This window comes from Methanoculleus sediminis (genome assembly GCF_001017125.1).
Classification (GTDB): domain Archaea; phylum Halobacteriota; class Methanomicrobia; order Methanomicrobiales; family Methanoculleaceae; genus Methanoculleus; species Methanoculleus sediminis.
The window spans coordinates 179,180-195,976 of the sequence record NZ_JXOJ01000004.1; the positions used below are offsets into that span (position 1 = coordinate 179,180).

The following is a 16,797-nucleotide window of genomic DNA, read 5'->3' on the forward strand; positions in this document are numbered from 1 at the left end:
TCTTTTTGGAAGCGGGCGAAGATCCGGACATCGCGCTCTTCCGCAGGATCTGCGTATCATGATACCCTGTTTTCCGGTCTATTCCGCCTGATATCCTCAAATATTGGTTCTATGAGATTTTTTGTGTCCGACATATATTTGAATATGGATAATAATATATCGCCTGCTCGTCAATCATGATCCATGCTCGGCGTCGTCCCGGGTATCGACCCGGAGTTCCTCTCCCTGGTAGTCGTCCCGGTCTTTATCTTTCTCGCACGCATCTGCGACGTCACCATCGGGACGATGCGGATCATCTTCGTCTCTCGCGGGATGAAGATGGTCGCCCCGATCCTCGGGTTCGCCGAGGTCTTCATCTGGATCATCGCCGTCGGCCAGATCTTTCAGAACCTCACGAACCCCCTCAACTATTTCGCCTACGCGGCCGGGTTCGCCACCGGGAACTACGTCGGGATGATCGTCGAGGAGCGGCTGGCGATGGGGCTCGCGCTCATCCGGATCATCACCCAGCGCGACGCGACGAACCTCATCGACTACCTCCGCGCCGCAGGCTACGGGGTGACCGTCCTCGACGCCCACGGGAAGCAGGGGCCGGGCAAGGTCATCTTCTCGGTGGTCAAGCGCAAGAACATCCGTGACGTCGAGGACGCCATCCACGAGTTCAACCCCAAGGCGTTCTACTCGATAGAGGACGTCCGGCGGGCGGCGGAGGGGACGTTCCCGGCCGTCGTGCCGGCCCCGGCCCCGTTCTCCTTCGGAAGGGTCATCCGGAGGGGGAAGTGACCCCTCCGTAGGTTATCCGGTAGACGGCGTTCGCCCGGTCGTCCGAGACCAGGATTGAGCCGTCGTTCGCGATCTCGACGTCCACCGGCCGCCCCCAGGCGTCGCTTCCCTGGAGCCACCCCTCCGCGAAGACCTCATAGGAGAGGGGGGTGCTGTTCTCGAGCTCGACCATCGTCACCCGGTAGCCGATAGGTTCCAGCCGGTTCCAGGAGCCGTGCTCGGCGATGAAGATCCTGTTCCGGTAGTCTTCCGGGAACTGCCCGCCGTCATAGAACCGCATGCCAAGCGCGGCGACGTGCGGGCCGAGTTCCTGCTCGGGCGGCGTGAACTCGGCGCACGACCGCCCCTCCCCGAACTCCGGGTCGGGGATCGCCGCGCCGTGGCAGTAGGGGAACCCGAAATGCATCCCCGCTTCCGGCGCCCGGTTGAGTTCGTCCGGCGGGATATCGTCGCCGAGCCAGTCGCGGCCGTTGTCCGTAAACCATAACTCGCCGGTCTCCGGGTGCCAGTCGAATCCAACCGTGTTCCTGATCCCCCGGGCGTAGATCTCGAGGTCGGCTCCGTTCGGGCTCATCCGGAAGATGGTGCCGAACCGCTCGTCTTCGGGGTCGCAGACGTTGCAGGGGGCGCCCACGGGGATGTAGAGGTTCCCGTCGGGGCCGAACGCGATGAACTTCCACCCGTGCGAGGCTTCGTCCGGAAAGGCGTCGCTCACCACCGCCGGCTCGGGCGGGTCGTCGAGGTTCGCCTCGATATCGTCGTACCGGAGGATGCGGCTGATCTCGGCGACGTAGAGGGAGCCGTTACGGAACGCGACGCCGTTCGGGGAGTCCAGACCGCTCGCGATCGTGATCACGGCATCGCCCCTCCCGTCGCCGTCGCGGTCGGGTATGGCGTAGACGTTCCCTGCGTTGCGGCTCCCGACAAAGAGCGTCCCGTTCGGGGTCATGGTCATCGACCGCGCCCCGGTGACGTTTCCGGCATAGATGTCGATCGCAAACCCCGCGGGGAGGGTGATCGTATCGAGCGGCAGGGTTCCGGCGGTGCCGCCACCCGGCGGCATCACGACGGCCACGGCGATCCCGAGAAGGGCAATCACCGCAACGGCGGCAAGGATGAGAACGGTCCGGCGTGACATACGTCATCTCCGGACTCCTGATGGCGGGAGGGTATATAGGGGTTACTCACGCACCCCGGCCCCTATGCCTGACGATTGAAACGGTCTCCGGTGTTCATATAGACGACGCCCCCGATGACGATTGCGAGAAACACGAGCCACGATATGAGGGCCACAACGTCCGGTGCACCGGGAGCGATTGGCAGCAGCCCTCCGGCAAGAAGGGGGATGGATGCGGCGATCAGGAGATTGCCTGTGAACTTCGTCAGCGCCTTCTCGTCGTATTTCGCCCGTTCCTCTGCAGGCGCGGTGTTGTAGCCTGCAATGAGGCCGCTCGCGTTGAAGGCCCGGACGACGATTCCTAACAAGAACACGACCGCTCCGCCGAGGATGTTTGCGATCCACACGATGATCCCGTGATCCTGTTTGAGGCCCGGATGCTATAGCGTTCCGGTATTCGCCGGCAGAGGTGCGCAGGTTTATCATCTCTGCGGCAGCACCACGGGCGCGGAGAGATGTCGTATGATCACGATCGTTGCACGGTGCAGCATAAAGCCCGAGAAGGCCGATGAGTTCATGGAGATAGCCCGGGACCTGGTCGATGCGAGCAGGCGCGAGGACGGAAATATCTCGTACGACCTCTACGCGAACCTCACTGACCCCGCGAGGTTCACGTTCATCGAGGTCTGGAACGACCGGGCTGCAATTGATTCTCACAACGAGACGGCGCACTTCAAAGGCTTCGGGGAGAGAGCGGGGCCTCTGTTTGCCGGGCCGCTCGATATCGGTCTGTACCGGAAAGTTGTCTGATCACAAAAAACGAATTCTCTTCTTTTCTTGTACTGAAGTCTCGCGCGAAGCCGCGAGGGAGCATTGCACACCCATCTACCATTCTTCGCGTCCTTCGCGGGTCGCACCTTCGGTTCTCCAACTCCGCTCCGCAGGAGCGTCGTTCTTCGTGTTAGATAACAGGTGCAGATAACGATACAGCCTCACGCGAAGAGCGCGAAGCCGCGAAGGGGAGTTACCATACCCATCTGCCGAACTTCGCGTTCTTCGCACCTCGCACCTTCGGTGCTCGAACTCCGTTCCTCTAGGAACGTCGTTCCTACCGGTGCTCACGCTCCTGCCCACGCACCTAACGGTGCTCCAGCTCCGTTCGCACCGATCGGTGCTCATGCTCCGGCCCCGAAAACGCTTCGCGTTTTCTCATGCTCCTGCCGTTCCGGCGGTCGCACCCTTCAGCCCGTCGCATTCCGGAGGAACGTCGCACCTTCGGCCAGTCGCGCTTCGCGGCTCGAAGCCTACGGCTTCTCAAACTCCTTCCCCAAAGGGGAAGTCGTTCTTCGCGTGAGATTAGATCGATTCGAAGTCTTTCGGTCTTCTTCAGCTCTAGCGAACCACCGCATCTCGCACCCCGTGCGAGCCCAGATCGCTGTCCATAATTTACGCAAACCGCCGGATGCCGGCGAGCGGCGGAAGGACGACCGCCTCGCCGTCGACCTCCACCACCGGCTGGAGGCTTCCTGCATCCACGCGGCGGAGGATGGGCGAGAGGAAGTCCCGGCTCCTTGCGTAGTTGATCATGACGCCGGGGGAGAGCGGATTGAATGCAGGCAATACGATGATGTCTCTCCCGCGCACCACCCCCTCCCCATAGAGGAAGCAGGGGAACCGGGCGAGGTCGATCTCGATCGCCGGGTGATCGTGGCCGATGATGAGCGTTCCGTGGTCTTCGACCGCCTGATCGCCGTGGACCACCGTGTAGCCGCCGCGGTCGTAGCGCTCGACCGACCCTCCCCTGATCGCCGGCAGCATGACGTCGTGCGATCCCCGGACGAGGACGACCTCGCACCTGGCCTTCAGTGTCGCGAGGATCGTCTGAAACGTCTCCTTCACGTCCCGGCTCACCCGGTCGAAGGCGTGGAAGATGTCCCCGTCGAGGACGAAGGCCTCCGGCTTGAACCGGCCGAGGATCGCCTCGAACCGTTCGAGGAGCGTCTCCTCCTCGTGGAGCGGGAAGTGGAGCCCCTGCCGGTAGAGCGCCTCGGAAAGTCCGATATGGACGTCGGAGACGACGCAGAGGGACTGCTCCCTGACGTAGAGCGCGCCCTTGTAGAAGCCGAACCGGGAGAGGAGGTCGGCCTCCGTGACCGCGTTCATGCCGCCGCCTCGCCTCCGATGCTGCTCATCACCCGGCGCTGGAACTCGCGGAGCATCGAGAGTTTGTCCTGCGCGTAGACCGCGTCGGAGACGCCGAGCGTCGCTATTCCGAACGCGAGCGGGCTCGGGGACGCGGCGCGGGTCAGGACGACCGCGATCTCACCGGCACCGATCCTGTCGACGATCCGCCGGATGTTCTCCGCCTCGAACCGGTCATCGATCACCTCCCGGTAGGTCTCCCGCATCACGGCGAAGCCCGGGAGGCGCTTGGCAAACGAGATCAGCATATCGGCGCTCACCTGCTGGCGCCGGGCGCTTCTCCGCCTGCCCATGTAGTTACGGAGGATCATGAACGACCGGGCGGCGTTGATCCGGAAGACCCGCTTCAGGAGCTGGGTGTCCCCGACGGCCTCCTCGAGGATCGCGTTGCACTCGTCGGCCCGGATGGCCCGGAGGATGCGTGCTGGGTCGGCCTGCTTCTCGAGCGGGATCGAGACCAGGAACCCGGTATCGCTGATACCGACCGAGACGTTCGCCGTCACGTCCCGGGCGATCGTGAAGGCGACGATCCGGGAGAACCCGTCGTTGAACCGCAGCCCGTAGTTGGTCATGAAGTAGTAGAGCCGGCGATGGTTCTCCCGGTCGACCTGCTCCTCGACGACGATCCGCTTCAGCGTCGGGACGGCTTCGTCGCCCAGGTAGAGCACCTGCTGCTCGAAGATCGCGCAGATGCTCCGGGCGCTGTTCTCGTCGATGGGGTAGTCGGCGAGGAGGCTCTCGACGATCTCTTCCGTTCCCGCCCTCTCCAACGCTTCGAGCATCATCTCCTTGAACCGGAGGACGTGCAGGCCGAGGTCGAACGAGAGCGGGAGTTTCTCCGAAAACCAGCTCGGGATCGTCGGCCGGTCGGTCGTCGGGTCGACGTAGAGTTTCCCGCCCCGGCGGTAGGCGAACCGGTAGCGCCGCCCGCCGAGGACGAAGACGTCGCCTTTGTTCATCCGTTCCAGGTACTTCTCGTCCAGGTTGCCGGCAAAGACCCCGTCGCGGGTGAGGACGTCGCAGGAGAATTCGTCGGGGATCGTCCCGGAGTTCTGGAAGTAGATCATCCGGGCGTTCCTCCCCCGTTTTCGCACCGTCCCTTCCTCCTCGTCGTGCCAGATCTTCGCGTAGATCCGCCGCTCCTCGAGCCCCGCGTACTCCCCGGCAAGGTAGCGGACGACGCTCATCAGGTCCTCTTCCTCGAGGTCGCGGTAGCAGTACGACCGGCGGACCACCTCGAGCATCCCGTCGATCCGCGTCTCTCCATCGAGCGCCATCCCGAAGACGTGCTGCGCGAGAACGTCCAGGCAGTTCTCCGGGATGTGAATTTTATCCACGAACCCGTTCTGCCCCTCCCGGAGCATCACCGCGCACTCCACGAGTTCGTCGCGGTCGAGGACGACGATCCGCCCCTTCACCACCTCGCCGAGGCGGTGGCCGGCCCGCCCGACCCGCTGGAGGAGCGCCGCGACGGACTTCGGGGAGCCCACCTGGAGGACGAGGTCGACGTGCGGCATGTCGACCCCGAGTTCGAGCGACGTCGAGGTCGTCACCACCTTCACCCTCCCGGACTTGAGCCGCTCCTCGACGGAGAGCCTCCCGTCCGTCCCCATCGAGCCATGGTGGCAGCCGGTGTTCTCCTCCGTATACCACTCAGGGTAACGGGCGCGGAGATTATAGAGGATCCGTTCGGCGCCGTTCCGGGTGTTCGTGAAGACGAGCGTGTTGCTGTGCTCCTGGACGAGGCGGTGGATCGTCGAGTAGAGGTGCCGCGAGAGGTCTTCGGGGGTGGTGTCGATGAGGTCGGGGACCGGGCAGAGGAGTTTCAGGTCGAACTCCCGCGCGAACCGGGTGTCGACGATCTCCACCTCGCGCCCGGCGCCGACCAGGAACCGGCCGACCTCGGCGAGGGGCTCGATCGTCGCCGAGCACCCGATCCGGGTGAAGCCGCCGCCTGCTTCCTTCACCAGTTCCTCGAGCCGTTCAAGGCTCACCGAGAGGTGGACGCCGCGCTTCGAGCCTGCGAGGGAGTGGATCTCGTCGACGACGACCCACCGGACTGTCCGGAGGCTCTCGCGGAACTTCGGGGAGTTCAGGAGGATCCCGAGGGTCTCGGGGGTGATGTTGAGGATGTGCGGGGGTTTTCGCGCCATCTTCGCCTTGTCCGCCCGCGAGACGTCCCCGTGCCGGATCGCGTGGCGGAGCGGCGTGTGGTCGATCCCGCCCTCGCGGGCGATCCCGGCGATTCCGTCGAGCGGCAGGCTGAGGTTCTTGTGGATGTCGTTTGCAAGCGACTTGAGCGGCGAGACATAAAGGCAGTAGACGCTGTCTTCGAGTGCCCCCGCCCGTGCCCGGACGAAGAGGTCGTCGATGATCGCAAGAAACGCCGAGAGGGTCTTTCCCGACCCGGTCGGCGAACAGATGAGGACGTTCTTCCTCTCGTGGATGAGCGGGACCGCCATCCGCTGCGGCGGGGTGAACCGCCCGCCCAGTCTTCGTATGCACCATTCCCGTACGTTCTCGTCGAGGAGATCGAGAATCTCCTCGTTCGAATGCCTTTCCGGCCGCTTCTCCATCCTGTTACCTCTTGTCGTCCCCTGGGTCCCGCCGTGCGCCCTCCCGCATAGCGATGCGGGGAACGGCAGGTCCGCGTAATCCCTTATCCGCTCCTTGTCCGGGAGAATTTACCAACATCGGCGCTATGGGGCGTCGAATTTGGGGTATGGTGCTGCAGAAATGAGTTCTGACAGCCGTAATGCTCCTGTTGCGGCCGGAGCGCTGCGCCGAATTTTGTATGTATTTTGCGATCATCCAAAATAGCCTTTTGCGTCTCTGGAGGCGATCTGCGGGGGTGGATGGGCGGTATTTGGCGGGTTTATTGTGCGTATATGGGGATTCCGACATGGTTTTCGCGGTATTGGGTTCCCGGCGGGATCCTGCCGGCAAGCCGGCCGCGAACCGCGACCCCCCTGTCGCGAGAGACTGCATTTTGCTGCCCTTTTCGGCAATGCCCGCCCCCCTTCTCCCCCCGGTTCCGGCAAACCCGGGGGAAGAGGGCGGGCACCCCCGTCCCGGAGTTTCTGGGATATTCTAATGTATGATCTGGTAAAACCTAACAGCGGAACTACGATGACAAATCACCCGGTTAAGAACATGATGCGGTTGATGGCGACCAAGATCCGGACGATCGCGGACGTGATGTCCGACGACGAGATCGATGCGCTCCTCGCCGAGATCCTGAACGCAAACCGCATCTACACCATGGGCGCCGGGCGCTCCGGGCTCGTAGCGAAATCGTTTGCCATGCGCCTGATGCACCTCGGGCTTTCCGCATTCGTCGTCGGGGAGACCGTGACCCCGGCCATGAAGCCGGGAGACGTCATTATCGTCTTCTCCGGGTCCGGCGCGACCAAGACGGTTGCGGATATCTCCGAGACCGCAAAGGAGATCGGCGGGAGGATCTGCCTCATCACGTCGAAGAAAGACTCGAGGATCGGCCGCATCGCCGACTGTATCGTCATCATCGAGAGCCAGCGGGATAAGGTGGCCGACGAGTCTGCGGAGTTCGAGATCCGGCAGATGATGGGCGAACACAAGTCGTTCGCACCGCTCGGCACCATCTTCGAGACGACCGCGATGGTCTTTGCGGACGCGATCATATCCCGGCTGATGGAGATCACCCAGTGCCGGCCCGAGGACCTCCAGTGCCGCCACGCAAACATCGAGTGAGATAATTATGACCGAACACAGGTATGCCGACCGGGTCAAAGGGGTGGAGATGTCGGGTATCCGCAAGCTCTTCGAAGCCGGAGGGCCGGACGCGATCAACCTCGGCATCGGGCAGCCGGACTTCGACACCCCCGATCACATCAAGATGGCCGCGATCGGCGCCATCAGGGAGGGGAGGACCGGCTACACCCCGAACGCCGGGATATTGGAACTCCGGGAGGCTATCTGCGAGAAACTCGCGCGCGAGAACAGACTCGCCTGCCGGCCGGAGCAGATCCTGGTCACGGCGGGAGGGAGCGAGGCGCTCCACCTCGTGATGGAGGCGCTCGTCGACCCGGGCGACCGTGTCCTCTTCACCGACCCGGGTTTTGTCTCCTACGCCGCTCTTGCGACCATCGCCGGCGGAAAGCCCGAGGGCGTCGGGCTCGATGCGACCCTGCACATCGACGTCGAACGGGCGAAGGAGCAGATGGACGGTGCGCGGGTCTTCGTCCTGAACTCTCCCGCTAACCCGACCGGCGCCGTCGAGAGCGAGGAGTCGATCCGCGCCCTCGTGGAGTATGCAAACGACCGTAAGGTCACCGTCGTCTCCGACGAGGTCTACGAGCACTTCATCTACGAGAAGGAGCACGTCAGCGCGGCCCGGTTCGGCGACGACGTCATCACCGTGAATGCCGCGAGCAAGACCTACGCCATGACCGGGTGGCGGGTCGGCTACCTTGCGGCACCCGGGGACTACATCCCGGAGTTCCTCAAGGTGCACCAGTACGCCCAGGCGTGCGCGACCTCGATATCGCAGTATGCCGCGCTCGCCGCATACACCGGCGACCAGGAGCCGGTCGCCCGGATGCGGAGCGAGTACCGCGCCCGCCGCGACCTCCTCTACGACGGGCTCACCGGTCTCGGGTTCGATTTCCCCCGGCCGGAAGGCGCGTTCTACATGTTCGTCCCGATGGGGCGAACCCTTATCGAGAAGGCCGTCGATGCGGGCGTCATCATCGTGCCGGGTTCGGCGTTCGGCTCGAGGGCGCCCGAATATGCGCGCTTCAGCTACGCGACCTCCCGGGAGAACCTCTCCCGAGCGGTCGGGCGCCTCGGGGAACTGATGAGGTGAGAGAAGCATGGTGAAAGAGTTACTCAGGAAGTTATCCGACGCCCACGGCGTCTCGAGCAGCGAAGGAAACATCAGGGATATCGTCAGGGCCGAACTTGCGGGAGTGGTCGACGAGTTCCGCGAGGACGCGATGGGGAACCTGGTTGCCGTGAAGCGCGGCGGCGACTTCTCGATCATGCTCGCCGCCCACATGGACGAGATCGGCCTGATGGTGCAGTACATCGACGAGAAGGGGTTCATCCGGGTCGTCCCCATCGGGGGCTGGTACGGGCCGGTGCTCTACTGCCAGCGGGTGATCCTGCACGGGAAGAAGGGTCCGGCCATGGGCGTCCTCGGCGCAAAGCCTCCCCACGTCATGAAGGAAGAGGAGCGCAAGAAGGAGATCAAGATCGAGAATATGTTCGTCGACGTGGGCGCGGCGAGCGGGGAGGAGGTGAAGGACCTCGGGATCGAGATCGGCACCCCGATCACCATCGACCGCGAGTACACGGACCTTGCCGGCACCCGCGTCACGGGAAAGGCGCTCGATAACCGGGTCGGCGTCGCGATGCTCATCCGGGCGCTGCAGCAGACGGACTCCCCGCACACGATCTACGGGGTCTTCACCGTCCAGGAGGAGCTGGGGCTGAAAGGCGCGAAGGTGAGCGCCTACTCCTTGAACCCCGACTGCGCGATCGCGACGGACGTCACCATCCCCGGCGACCACCCGGGGATCGAGAAGAAGGACGCGAGCGTCGAGATGGGCAAGGGCCCGGTCCTGGTTCTCGTCAGCGCGAGCGGGCGCGGGCTGATGGCCGATCCGAGGATGACCGCGTGGCTCCGCGAGACCGCGGAGAAGAAGGACATCCCCTGCCAGCTCGAGGTCGGGACCGGCGGCAACACCGACGCGACGATCATCCACCTGGAGCGGGGCGGTATCCCGAGCATCCCGCTCTCGATCCCGGCCCGCTACATCCACTCCCCGGTCGAGGTGGTCGATACCGCCGACGTCGAGGCGGGTGTCCGGCTCCTCGTCGAGGCGCTGAAGAGCAGGCCCGAGCTCTAACTTTTTTGACGCTCTGCCTGCAGAAAATGCTATACCGTCCCCCGTGCAGTGCGGGGTATGAGCGACGGATTCCTGCAGGAGATCCTTTTTGGCGACCCTGCTTTCCTGGCACGCGTCCTGATCGTCGGCGTATGCGCGTACGTGGCTCTCGTGATCATCGTCCGCCTCTCGGGGAAGCGGACGCTCTCGTCGATGAACGCCTTCGACTTCATCGTGAACGTGGCCGTCGGCTCGATCCTTGCCTCGACGATCGTCTCAAGAGACGTCTCGCTTGCGGAGGGGTTGCTCGCCCTCGGCATCCTGGTCGTGCTGCAGTACGCCGTCTCCTGGTCGTCCGTCAGGTCGAGTGGGGTGCAGAAGGCCGTAAAGTCGGAGCCCCGCCTCCTCTTCCACGCGGGAGAGTTCCTGCACGGCGCGATGCGGCGGGAGCGGATCGCCGAGAGCGAGATCCGGCAGGCGCTGCGGTCGGAGGGCGTCGCATCCCTCGAGGGCGTGCACGCAATCGTCCTCGAGACGAACGGGAACCTCTCGGTGCTGACGAAGGGCGGGGACGGTCCGGGAGTGCTCGTCGATGTGGCAGGACCACGCCGGTGAGGTCAGAGGAACGATGTGCCCGGGAGGCGGGATCGTGACCGGGGTGCTTTTCGGTCCATGGGTGCAGCATTTTTGGTGTTCGCAGGCCTTAACCGCCTTGGCCTGTGAACTGCTGCATCATGGTGATGCACCTTCTGGTTGATCCCTCTCCCAGGCAAAACCCCACGTAGCTCTCGAAGGTTATAGTTCTTGTCCGGCCATGAGCATGACAATTGTTCGGCGCCGATACACCCGCCGGTGCCCGGATCGTCTCATTCTTCGACGATGATGACCGCGACCGGGCACGAATCGGCGGCTTCCAGGGCGCAGTCGGCAAGGTCGTCGGGCACCTCGCCCTCCGCGGGGTTGCCGCCGGCCCGGTACTGCTCCGTGATCGAGCTCAGGTCGTCGTTTGGGTCCTGTTCGAAGACTTCCGGGCAGAGCGTCCAGCACGACTCGCAGCTGGTGCATCCCGGTCTGTCGATGGTAACTTTTACCACTCTCCACACCTCCTTTGGAGCTCCGGGAGGGTACTCTTCCATGTTAAACATGACGGAGGCGGACGGTCCGTATGGCTCTCCGGGCGAGCGCCCCGTCGCCCGGGGAGAGGCCGGGCGGACAAAGTATAACGCTTCCGGGGCCAAACGGGAGAAGGCTCATGCAGAATACCGCCTGGATTACCCTGTTTTTTGCCGGGCTCCTGGAGGCCGGCTGGGCGCTCGGCCTCAAGTATACCGAAGGGTTCACGAAGGTCTGGCCGTCGGTGGCGACCCTCGCCGTGATGGCCGGGAGCATCTACCTCCTCTCGCGGTCGCTCTACGGTCTTCCGCTCGGGACAGCATATGCCGTCTGGACGGGCATCGGGGCGGTCGGAACGGTCATCGCCGGGATCGTGCTCTTCGGCGAGTCAAGGAGCGTCGTCCGCCTCCTCTGCCTCCTTCTGATCGTGTCGGGGATCGTGGGGCTGCGGTTCTGTTCGGATGCGTGAGGGGGCCTGTGCCGGGGGTATCCCCTCTATTACACATCCGGCGGGATCCGGGCGCCTATCTCGCCGTCCAGGGTTTTGAGAAACGCAACGAGGAATGCGTGCCTCTCTTCCGCAATCTCCCGGGCGGACTTTGTATACATGAGATCCCTGAGGTTCAGGAGTTTCTCGTGAAAGTGGCCGGTTGCATCCGCGATACCCCGTCCGTGTTCTCCGGCCCGGATAAACGTCCTCGCGATCCCGACCGCGCCCATCGCGTCGAGGTTGTCCGCATCCGAGAGGATCCGGGCTTCCTGGGTCTCCGGGGCGATGCCCGAACTGTACCGGTGCGCACGGATGGCGTGGACGATGGCCGCGATGCGATCTTCGGGGTAACGGACGGAGCGGAGATAGGATTCCGCTATCCGTGCTCCCTCTTCTTCGTGGGGGACGCCCGTCTCCTCTTCAAGGGGCCGGGCGATGTCGTGGAAGAGGGCGGCCGGGATGAGGACCGCCATATCCGCACCCTCCCGGGCGGCGAGGTGCTCGCAGAGGCGCACGACCCTCCCGGTATGGTCGAACCCGTGCGCCCCCGATTCACGGAACGCCGCCCTGACGTAATCGAGCATCGCGGCCGTCTCTTCGTTCATGATACACGTCTGTTGTTCCGGGGTTGAATACGGTTTCTTTTCGGTCGGCCGTTTCGGCGGTCGTGCCGCTCCGCTGTTTTCCCGTACCACGGACAAACCGGGGCACGGCAGGAGGCATGCGCCCGTCAGGCCCGGGATTGTACGGCAGCCTCTTGCCTGTGACATGCAAGTGCCCGCGGGCACGGGCGGGAGATGCAGAAGGATGGGAGGTTATCTCCCGTCAAACCCTCTCAGGATCTCCTGCAAACCCCACCACCAGGCCCACGAAGCCCGAGGTGAACGGCACAGCCGCACGACCGAATCCCGACTCCACCAGCATCTCCCGGAACCCGGAAACCGTGGTGAAGGTGGACATATGCTTATCACGCTGTGCGTTCATCCCCCGGATGATGTCGTCGGAAGCTCCTCCTCGCTTCATGCCCCGGCACCAGATCTCCCTCTGCATCTGCTCTTCCCGGTCGTCTTCGGCCCGGAAGATGTCCCCGCAGATGAACCGGCCACCGGGCGAAAGCGCCTGCAAAGCCCGGCGAGCGACCAAAACCCGGTCCTCCTTTGAGACGTGGTGGAGGCAGAGCGAGGTGACGATCGCATCGTAGCGATCGGTCGGCCATGCATCCCGCAGGTCCTGTGCAAGAAATTCGACCCCGGCAAGATCGGGTTTTGCCGTTGCAGCCGTCAGCATCTCCGGTGAGAGGTCGATCCCGGTTATCTTCGCGTCGGGATACTCCTCCCGGATCATCGCGGTAAGGATCCCGGTCCCGCAGCCAAGTTCGAGAATCCGCCGTGGGTGAGGAGGCAGGTAATCGATGATGGTGGCAAGGAGGAGAGGCTGACCGGGCACGATGGCCCTGATGAGATGGTCGTATTCCTCTGCATCCATGACGCCGTGGACCTCGTGCGTTTCGGTCATCCTTCACCAGCCGTCCTGTATGATCGCTCCGGGTTGTACATTGGAAAAACACCTTACCTTGATGGGAAATAGCGACGCTTATTTCATACGTAGTCTGAATAAACAATTATTAAATATTATCTCTACGGATGATACTCCATGGATGCAGAGACCCACCGCCACTGCAGATACTATAATATCAAAAATGACTTCTCCGTAGCCGACCTTGCCGCTTTCCACGGTCATCTGGGGCCCTATATCGTCCTCGGGTACCGGATCGGGAAGTATATACGGGGTAACTTCTGCGACGACCCGTTCCGGATGAAGGCCGAGGTCCGCTGTGCCGGGGTGCCCCCGCAGTCCTGCCTGGCAGACGGGGTCCAGCTCGGGAGCGGGTGTACGCTTGGGAAGCGGAACATCGAGATCATCTCCTCGGAGACCGTCAGCTGCTCTTTTGAAGCCGACGGGAGACGGATCACCGTCACTCCGCGCCCGTTCCCCCTCCCGAAGCGGGATATGGACTACGAGGCCGCGATCGAGGCCGTGGCCGAGGAGATGTACTACAGGCGCGACGACGAACTCTTCGACATCTCCTCGCCCTGAAGCGCTATGACCGCATCGGACCCTGTCATCAGGCTTGAAAACGTGTATACCGCCTACGAGGGTGCGGATCGCCCCACCCTGACGGACATCTCCCTCTCGATAGGGAGGGGGGAGTTTGTGGTGATTGGCGGCCCGAACGGGGCCGGGAAGACCACGCTGCTTGAGACCATAAACGGGATGCTCCACATCACCCACGGAAAGGCTGTCGTATGCGGGCAGGACGTGCGGGGGGACGGGGTGCAGGTGCGGTGCCGGGTCGGCTACCTCCTCCAGAACTTTGCCTTCGATCCGCTTACGCCGTTCACGGTCGAGGAGGTCGTCCTGATGGGGCGCTACGGCACGATCGGCCTCTTCCGGAAGCCCCGGACGGAGGATTACGAAGCGGTGAAAAAATCCTTGCACCTGCTTGGCATCGAGGACCTCGCCGCCCGCCCCATCGGACAGCTCTCCGGCGGGCAGCAGCAGAAGGTGCTCATGGCCCAGAATCTGGCCCGCAATCCAGAAGTTCTCCTTCTGGACGAGCCTTTCTCCAACCTGGACATGTTTGCCCGCGAGGAGATCAATCGCCTTCTTGCCCGCCTGGTCGGGAGCGGGATAACGGTGCTGATCGTATCGCATGCCTTCGACGACCTGCCTGACAGGCCGGTGCGGGTTGTGGTGATGCAGGAGGGGAAGATCGTGGTCAGCCGGGAGTGCCCCCCAAAAGAGGTAGAGCAGATCGTCCGGAATGCCGGAAAAGGGCCCTCGCATGCTTGAGTTCATCATTCCAAACAACATCGTCTGCCATGCCGTGGAGGCCATGCTCTTCGCCTCCGTCGCCTGCGCCGTCCTCAGCGTGATCATCACCCAGGTGCAGATCTCCTCCATCGGGTTCACCATGGCCCATGCCGCCTTTGCCGGTGCGGCGGTGGGAATGTTCCTCTCCCTCAATCCAACCGTCTGCTCCATCGTGGCCGGCGTCGCCGTCGCCTTCCTCATCGGCCCTCTCTCGGATAGGGCCCGGCTCTCTCCCGATACGTCGCTCGGGCTGCTGTTCGGGATCTGCATGGCCGTGGCCATTTTCTTCATCGCCTACATGCAGACCCTCGGGCAGGGGTTCTCCGCCATGGGCCTTCTCTTCGGGGACGTCATCTCCCTCTACCGCGAAGAGATATATCTCCTCGCGGTCATCTGCATCGTTGCGATCGCCTTTATCGTCGTCCTCTACAAGGAGATCACCGCGATCATCTTTGACAAGAGGATCGCGGAGTCGGTGGGGATCCGGGTGAAACCGGTTTACTACGCGATGCTCTTTGTCATTGCGCTCACCGTCGCCCTCTGCCTCCCCATCATCGGGGGCCTCCTCCTCTACGTCTGGCTGGTCACCCCGGCGGCAATCGCCCTCCAGTTCTGCAACCGGTTGTCCACGATGTTCGTGGTCGCTCCGACCGTAGCCGCCGTGATCAGCATATCCGGCGCCCTTGTCGGCCTGGAATACTCCCTCCCGGTCGCTCCCCTGACCGCCGTTCTCTTCTCCGCCGTCTTCATCGCCGCGGTGCTCCTCTCACCCCGGCGGCGCGTCACGTTTCGCAAGATTTAACATATCAATCACAACTATTCTCAACATGAATCGAATTCGTACCCTATCTTTCCTACTTGCCTTACTTTTCGTAGCACCCGGGGTAAATGCCCTTACGGTGGTCTCCACGACCACCGTTCTCTGGGATCCCATCCAGTACATCGGCGGGGAGAAGGTCGAGGCCATCTACATCGCCGACCCGACCATCTGCCCCCACATGCAGGCGGACATCATCCCGAACCGTATCCAGCTGGAGAAGGACTTCATCCGTGATTCCGACCTCTTCGTTGCGCACAACGGGTCGGTCGATCAGTCCTATGTGATGCCGTATGTCGACGACTTCATGGCTGCCAGCGACTACGGCACGGCGGAGTGGGTGACCCTGGAAAACCCCTCCATGATCTGGAACACCCCGTCGGGGGCGAGAAACCTCTCCCACGAGGTGGCAGGGTGGCTGATCGCTGCAGACCCGGCAAACCGGACGTACTATGAAGCGCGGCTGGATGATTACCTTGCGGAGATCGATGCTGCGGATCTCACCCCTGAAGAACGGGAGACGATTCCCGGTCAGGATGCCGTGGTGATGGTCTGGCAGGAGGACGCAGCGGTCGGCTGGCTCGGGCTGAACCTGGTGTCCATCTATGCGCCGGAGTTCTATCAGGGTGGAAAATTCACCCCGCGGGTCGTCGTTGACGATATCCGCAATCATCCCGAAAAGTATCGGAACGTGAAGTACGTCATCGAGAACATGCAGTCGGGGGAGTTGGCAAAGGGCCTCGAGGAGGCGCTTCACGACAACGGGGTGCCTGCAGAGCGGATCATCTTCACCAACTTCCCCAAGTCGCTCCCGGGCGTCGACTCGCTCCCCGACGTCATCCGCTACAACAAGGGTCTGGTCACACCGGTGCAGGCTGCGTCGGGAGAAGCGGCTGCACCGGCCGCGACTGCTGCTCCGCTGCCCGGAATCCTGGCCGTTGCGGCAATCCTTGGAGGCAGCTCCCTGCTGCTCACCCGCAGGCGGTAGGAGATCCTCTTACCGCTACCTTTTGATTACGGAGAAAACCATGGAACTACAGATAGAGATCACGAGAACCGGTGTATCGCCGTTCTGTGAAGAGAGTTGCAGTGCCGTCGCCATTACCGGGAGGGGAGCATCACGAACGTCGACCTGAACCCTATCGGGTACGTTTCTTCGCCGTATAAGAAGAAAGAGGATGCTCCACGGCAGGGCAGGCTGACCGACACCGAAGCGGAGATTGTCATCGACGAGCGATACCTCCCCGGCCTTTTCAGGGTTGAGGAGAAGAAACACCTCTTCGTGCTCTGCTGGTTTGACCGGTCCGACCGGACGGTGCTCCGTGTGACACCCCCGCACAAACCGGTGGAGCATGGTGTGTTTGCAACCCGTTCCCCCAACCGGCCGAATCCGATCAGCCTGTCGCTCGTCGATGTCATCAACATAACGGGCGGGACGATCCGGGTCAGGGGGCTGGAGGCTCTCGACGGGACGCCGGTCCTCGATATCAAACCCTACTCGGAAGAGATCGACTGTCCGAAGTGATCGGGTTTC

Annotated in this window: 19 protein-coding genes; 12 read left to right on the plus strand and 7 right to left on the minus strand. The window is 63.0% G+C overall.

The features are described 5' to 3' along the window. The first annotated feature begins 183 nt into the window (after positions 1-183). Positions 184-783, plus strand: a complete 600-nt coding sequence (locus SZ63_RS09400; RefSeq protein WP_048184568.1) for a DUF2179 domain-containing protein — start codon at positions 184-186, stop codon at positions 781-783. On the opposite strand, the gene SZ63_RS09405 is transcribed toward SZ63_RS09400, so the two are convergent. Together SZ63_RS09405 and SZ63_RS09410 are read right to left on the minus strand one after the other, a co-directional pair. After that, complete coding sequence (locus SZ63_RS09405) at positions 764-1,921, minus strand: PQQ-dependent sugar dehydrogenase (protein WP_048184571.1); 1,158 nt, start codon at positions 1,919-1,921, stop codon at positions 764-766. The two genes, SZ63_RS09400 and SZ63_RS09405, sit on opposite strands and share 20 nt — an antisense overlap. Positions 1,922-1,983: 62 nt before the next feature. Then, a complete protein-coding gene (locus SZ63_RS09410; protein ID WP_048184573.1) occupies positions 1,984-2,307 on the minus strand; it encodes a DUF3784 domain-containing protein in 324 nt (107 codons plus the stop codon). Between the two features lie 115 nt (positions 2,308-2,422). On the opposite strand from SZ63_RS09410, the gene SZ63_RS09415 reads away from it, so the two are divergent. Further along, on the plus strand, positions 2,423-2,710 hold the full coding sequence (locus tag SZ63_RS09415; protein WP_048184576.1) for a putative quinol monooxygenase: 288 nt from the start codon (positions 2,423-2,425) through the stop codon (positions 2,708-2,710). A 636-nt stretch (positions 2,711-3,346) separates the two neighbouring features. On the opposite strand, the gene SZ63_RS09420 is transcribed toward SZ63_RS09415, so the two are convergent. Both SZ63_RS09420 and SZ63_RS09425 read right to left on the minus strand, forming a co-directional pair. Further along, positions 3,347-4,063, minus strand: coding sequence for a metallophosphoesterase (locus tag SZ63_RS09420; RefSeq protein ID WP_048184579.1), 717 nt, complete (start codon positions 4,061-4,063; stop codon positions 3,347-3,349). Next, positions 4,060-6,678 carry an ATP-dependent helicase gene (locus SZ63_RS09425; RefSeq protein WP_048184581.1) on the minus strand — a complete coding sequence of 873 codons (2,619 nt, stop codon included), beginning with the start codon at positions 6,676-6,678 and terminating at the stop codon, positions 4,060-4,062. The genes SZ63_RS09420 and SZ63_RS09425 overlap by 4 nt, the downstream gene beginning before the upstream one ends. A gap of 553 nt (positions 6,679-7,231) precedes the next feature. Here SZ63_RS09425 and hxlB point away from each other — a divergent pair. From hxlB to SZ63_RS09445, 4 genes are read left to right on the plus strand one after another with little or no spacing between them, the layout of a single operon-like run. Then, on the plus strand, positions 7,232-7,831 hold the full coding sequence (gene hxlB / locus SZ63_RS09430; RefSeq protein ID WP_048113455.1) for a 6-phospho-3-hexuloisomerase: 600 nt from the start codon (positions 7,232-7,234) through the stop codon (positions 7,829-7,831). A 7-nt stretch (positions 7,832-7,838) separates the two neighbouring features. Further along, entirely contained in the window at positions 7,839-8,945 is a 1,107-nt protein-coding gene (locus SZ63_RS09435; RefSeq protein ID WP_048184584.1) for a pyridoxal phosphate-dependent aminotransferase, read from the plus strand. A gap of 7 nt (positions 8,946-8,952) precedes the next feature. Beyond that, positions 8,953-9,990: a M42 family metallopeptidase gene (locus SZ63_RS09440; protein WP_048184586.1), complete on the plus strand. Its 1,038-nt coding sequence runs from the start codon at positions 8,953-8,955 to the stop codon at positions 9,988-9,990. A 57-nt stretch (positions 9,991-10,047) separates the two neighbouring features. Beyond that, positions 10,048-10,584 carry a DUF421 domain-containing protein gene (locus tag SZ63_RS09445; protein WP_048184590.1) on the plus strand — a complete coding sequence of 179 codons (537 nt, stop codon included), beginning with the start codon at positions 10,048-10,050 and terminating at the stop codon, positions 10,582-10,584. Between the two features lie 251 nt (positions 10,585-10,835). Here SZ63_RS09445 and SZ63_RS09450 read toward each other — a convergent pair whose 3' ends face one another. Next, positions 10,836-11,063 carry a ferredoxin gene (locus SZ63_RS09450; RefSeq protein WP_082122735.1) on the minus strand — a complete coding sequence of 76 codons (228 nt, stop codon included), beginning with the start codon at positions 11,061-11,063 and terminating at the stop codon, positions 10,836-10,838. A gap of 158 nt (positions 11,064-11,221) precedes the next feature. On the opposite strand from SZ63_RS09450, the gene SZ63_RS09455 reads away from it, so the two are divergent. Continuing rightward, the gene (locus tag SZ63_RS09455) at positions 11,222-11,551 is read left to right on the plus strand and encodes a DMT family transporter (RefSeq protein ID WP_048184592.1); all 330 of its coding nucleotides are present in this window, start codon (positions 11,222-11,224) and stop codon (positions 11,549-11,551) included. A gap of 29 nt (positions 11,552-11,580) precedes the next feature. Here SZ63_RS09455 and SZ63_RS09460 read toward each other — a convergent pair whose 3' ends face one another. Together SZ63_RS09460 and SZ63_RS12475 are read right to left on the minus strand one after the other, a co-directional pair. Then, entirely contained in the window at positions 11,581-12,177 is a 597-nt protein-coding gene (locus tag SZ63_RS09460; protein WP_048184594.1) for an HD domain-containing protein, read from the minus strand. A gap of 220 nt (positions 12,178-12,397) precedes the next feature. Next, complete coding sequence (locus SZ63_RS12475) at positions 12,398-13,087, minus strand: class I SAM-dependent methyltransferase (protein ID WP_052959123.1); 690 nt, start codon at positions 13,085-13,087, stop codon at positions 12,398-12,400. Positions 13,088-13,225: 138 nt separating this feature from the next. Here SZ63_RS12475 and SZ63_RS09470 point away from each other — a divergent pair, with 138 nt between their 5' ends. The 5 genes from SZ63_RS09470 to tsaA all read left to right on the plus strand — a co-directional run bounded on the left by SZ63_RS09470 (position 13,226) and on the right by tsaA (position 16,788). Beyond that, positions 13,226-13,669, plus strand: a complete 444-nt coding sequence (locus SZ63_RS09470) for a formylmethanofuran dehydrogenase subunit E family protein (RefSeq protein WP_048184596.1) — start codon at positions 13,226-13,228, stop codon at positions 13,667-13,669. A 6-nt stretch (positions 13,670-13,675) separates the two neighbouring features. Further along, entirely contained in the window at positions 13,676-14,425 is a 750-nt protein-coding gene (locus SZ63_RS09475) for a metal ABC transporter ATP-binding protein (protein ID WP_048184599.1), read from the plus strand. Beyond that, positions 14,418-15,248, plus strand: coding sequence for a metal ABC transporter permease (locus tag SZ63_RS09480; protein WP_048184602.1), 831 nt, complete (start codon positions 14,418-14,420; stop codon positions 15,246-15,248). Before SZ63_RS09475 ends, SZ63_RS09480 begins: the two co-directional genes overlap by 8 nt. A 97-nt stretch (positions 15,249-15,345) precedes the next feature. Further along, entirely contained in the window at positions 15,346-16,251 is a 906-nt protein-coding gene (locus SZ63_RS09485) for a metal ABC transporter substrate-binding protein (RefSeq protein ID WP_241481308.1), read from the plus strand. A 96-nt stretch (positions 16,252-16,347) separates the two neighbouring features. Beyond that, positions 16,348-16,788, plus strand: coding sequence for a tRNA (N6-threonylcarbamoyladenosine(37)-N6)-methyltransferase TrmO (gene tsaA, locus SZ63_RS09490; RefSeq protein WP_241481309.1), 441 nt, complete (start codon positions 16,348-16,350; stop codon positions 16,786-16,788). Positions 16,789-16,797: the final 9 nt, after the last annotated feature.

Excerpts from the sequence above, each read along its gene's own strand:
- SZ63_RS09400 (WP_048184568.1), top strand. The coding sequence starts at position 184 with ATGCTCGGCGTCGTCCCGGGTATCGACCCGGAGTTCCTCTCCCTGGTA.
- SZ63_RS09405 (WP_048184571.1), bottom strand. The coding sequence starts at position 1,921 with ATGTCACGCCGGACCGTTCTCATCCTTGCCGCCGTTGCGGTGATTGCC.
- SZ63_RS09415 (WP_048184576.1), top strand. The coding sequence starts at position 2,423 with ATGATCACGATCGTTGCACGGTGCAGCATAAAGCCCGAGAAGGCCGAT.
- SZ63_RS09420 (WP_048184579.1), bottom strand. The coding sequence starts at position 4,063 with ATGAACGCGGTCACGGAGGCCGACCTCCTCTCCCGGTTCGGCTTCTAC.
- SZ63_RS09425 (WP_048184581.1), bottom strand. The coding sequence starts at position 6,678 with ATGGAGAAGCGGCCGGAAAGGCATTCGAACGAGGAGATTCTCGATCTC.
- hxlB (WP_048113455.1), top strand. The coding sequence starts at position 7,232 with ATGACAAATCACCCGGTTAAGAACATGATGCGGTTGATGGCGACCAAG.
- SZ63_RS09435 (WP_048184584.1), top strand. The coding sequence starts at position 7,839 with ATGACCGAACACAGGTATGCCGACCGGGTCAAAGGGGTGGAGATGTCG.
- SZ63_RS09440 (WP_048184586.1), top strand. The coding sequence starts at position 8,953 with ATGGTGAAAGAGTTACTCAGGAAGTTATCCGACGCCCACGGCGTCTCG.
- SZ63_RS09445 (WP_048184590.1), top strand. The coding sequence starts at position 10,048 with ATGAGCGACGGATTCCTGCAGGAGATCCTTTTTGGCGACCCTGCTTTC.
- SZ63_RS09455 (WP_048184592.1), top strand. The coding sequence starts at position 11,222 with ATGCAGAATACCGCCTGGATTACCCTGTTTTTTGCCGGGCTCCTGGAG.
- SZ63_RS09460 (WP_048184594.1), bottom strand. The coding sequence starts at position 12,177 with ATGAACGAAGAGACGGCCGCGATGCTCGATTACGTCAGGGCGGCGTTC.
- SZ63_RS12475 (WP_052959123.1), bottom strand. The coding sequence starts at position 13,087 with ATGACCGAAACGCACGAGGTCCACGGCGTCATGGATGCAGAGGAATAC.
- SZ63_RS09470 (WP_048184596.1), top strand. The coding sequence starts at position 13,226 with ATGGATGCAGAGACCCACCGCCACTGCAGATACTATAATATCAAAAAT.
- SZ63_RS09475 (WP_048184599.1), top strand. The coding sequence starts at position 13,676 with ATGACCGCATCGGACCCTGTCATCAGGCTTGAAAACGTGTATACCGCC.
- SZ63_RS09480 (WP_048184602.1), top strand. The coding sequence starts at position 14,418 with ATGCTTGAGTTCATCATTCCAAACAACATCGTCTGCCATGCCGTGGAG.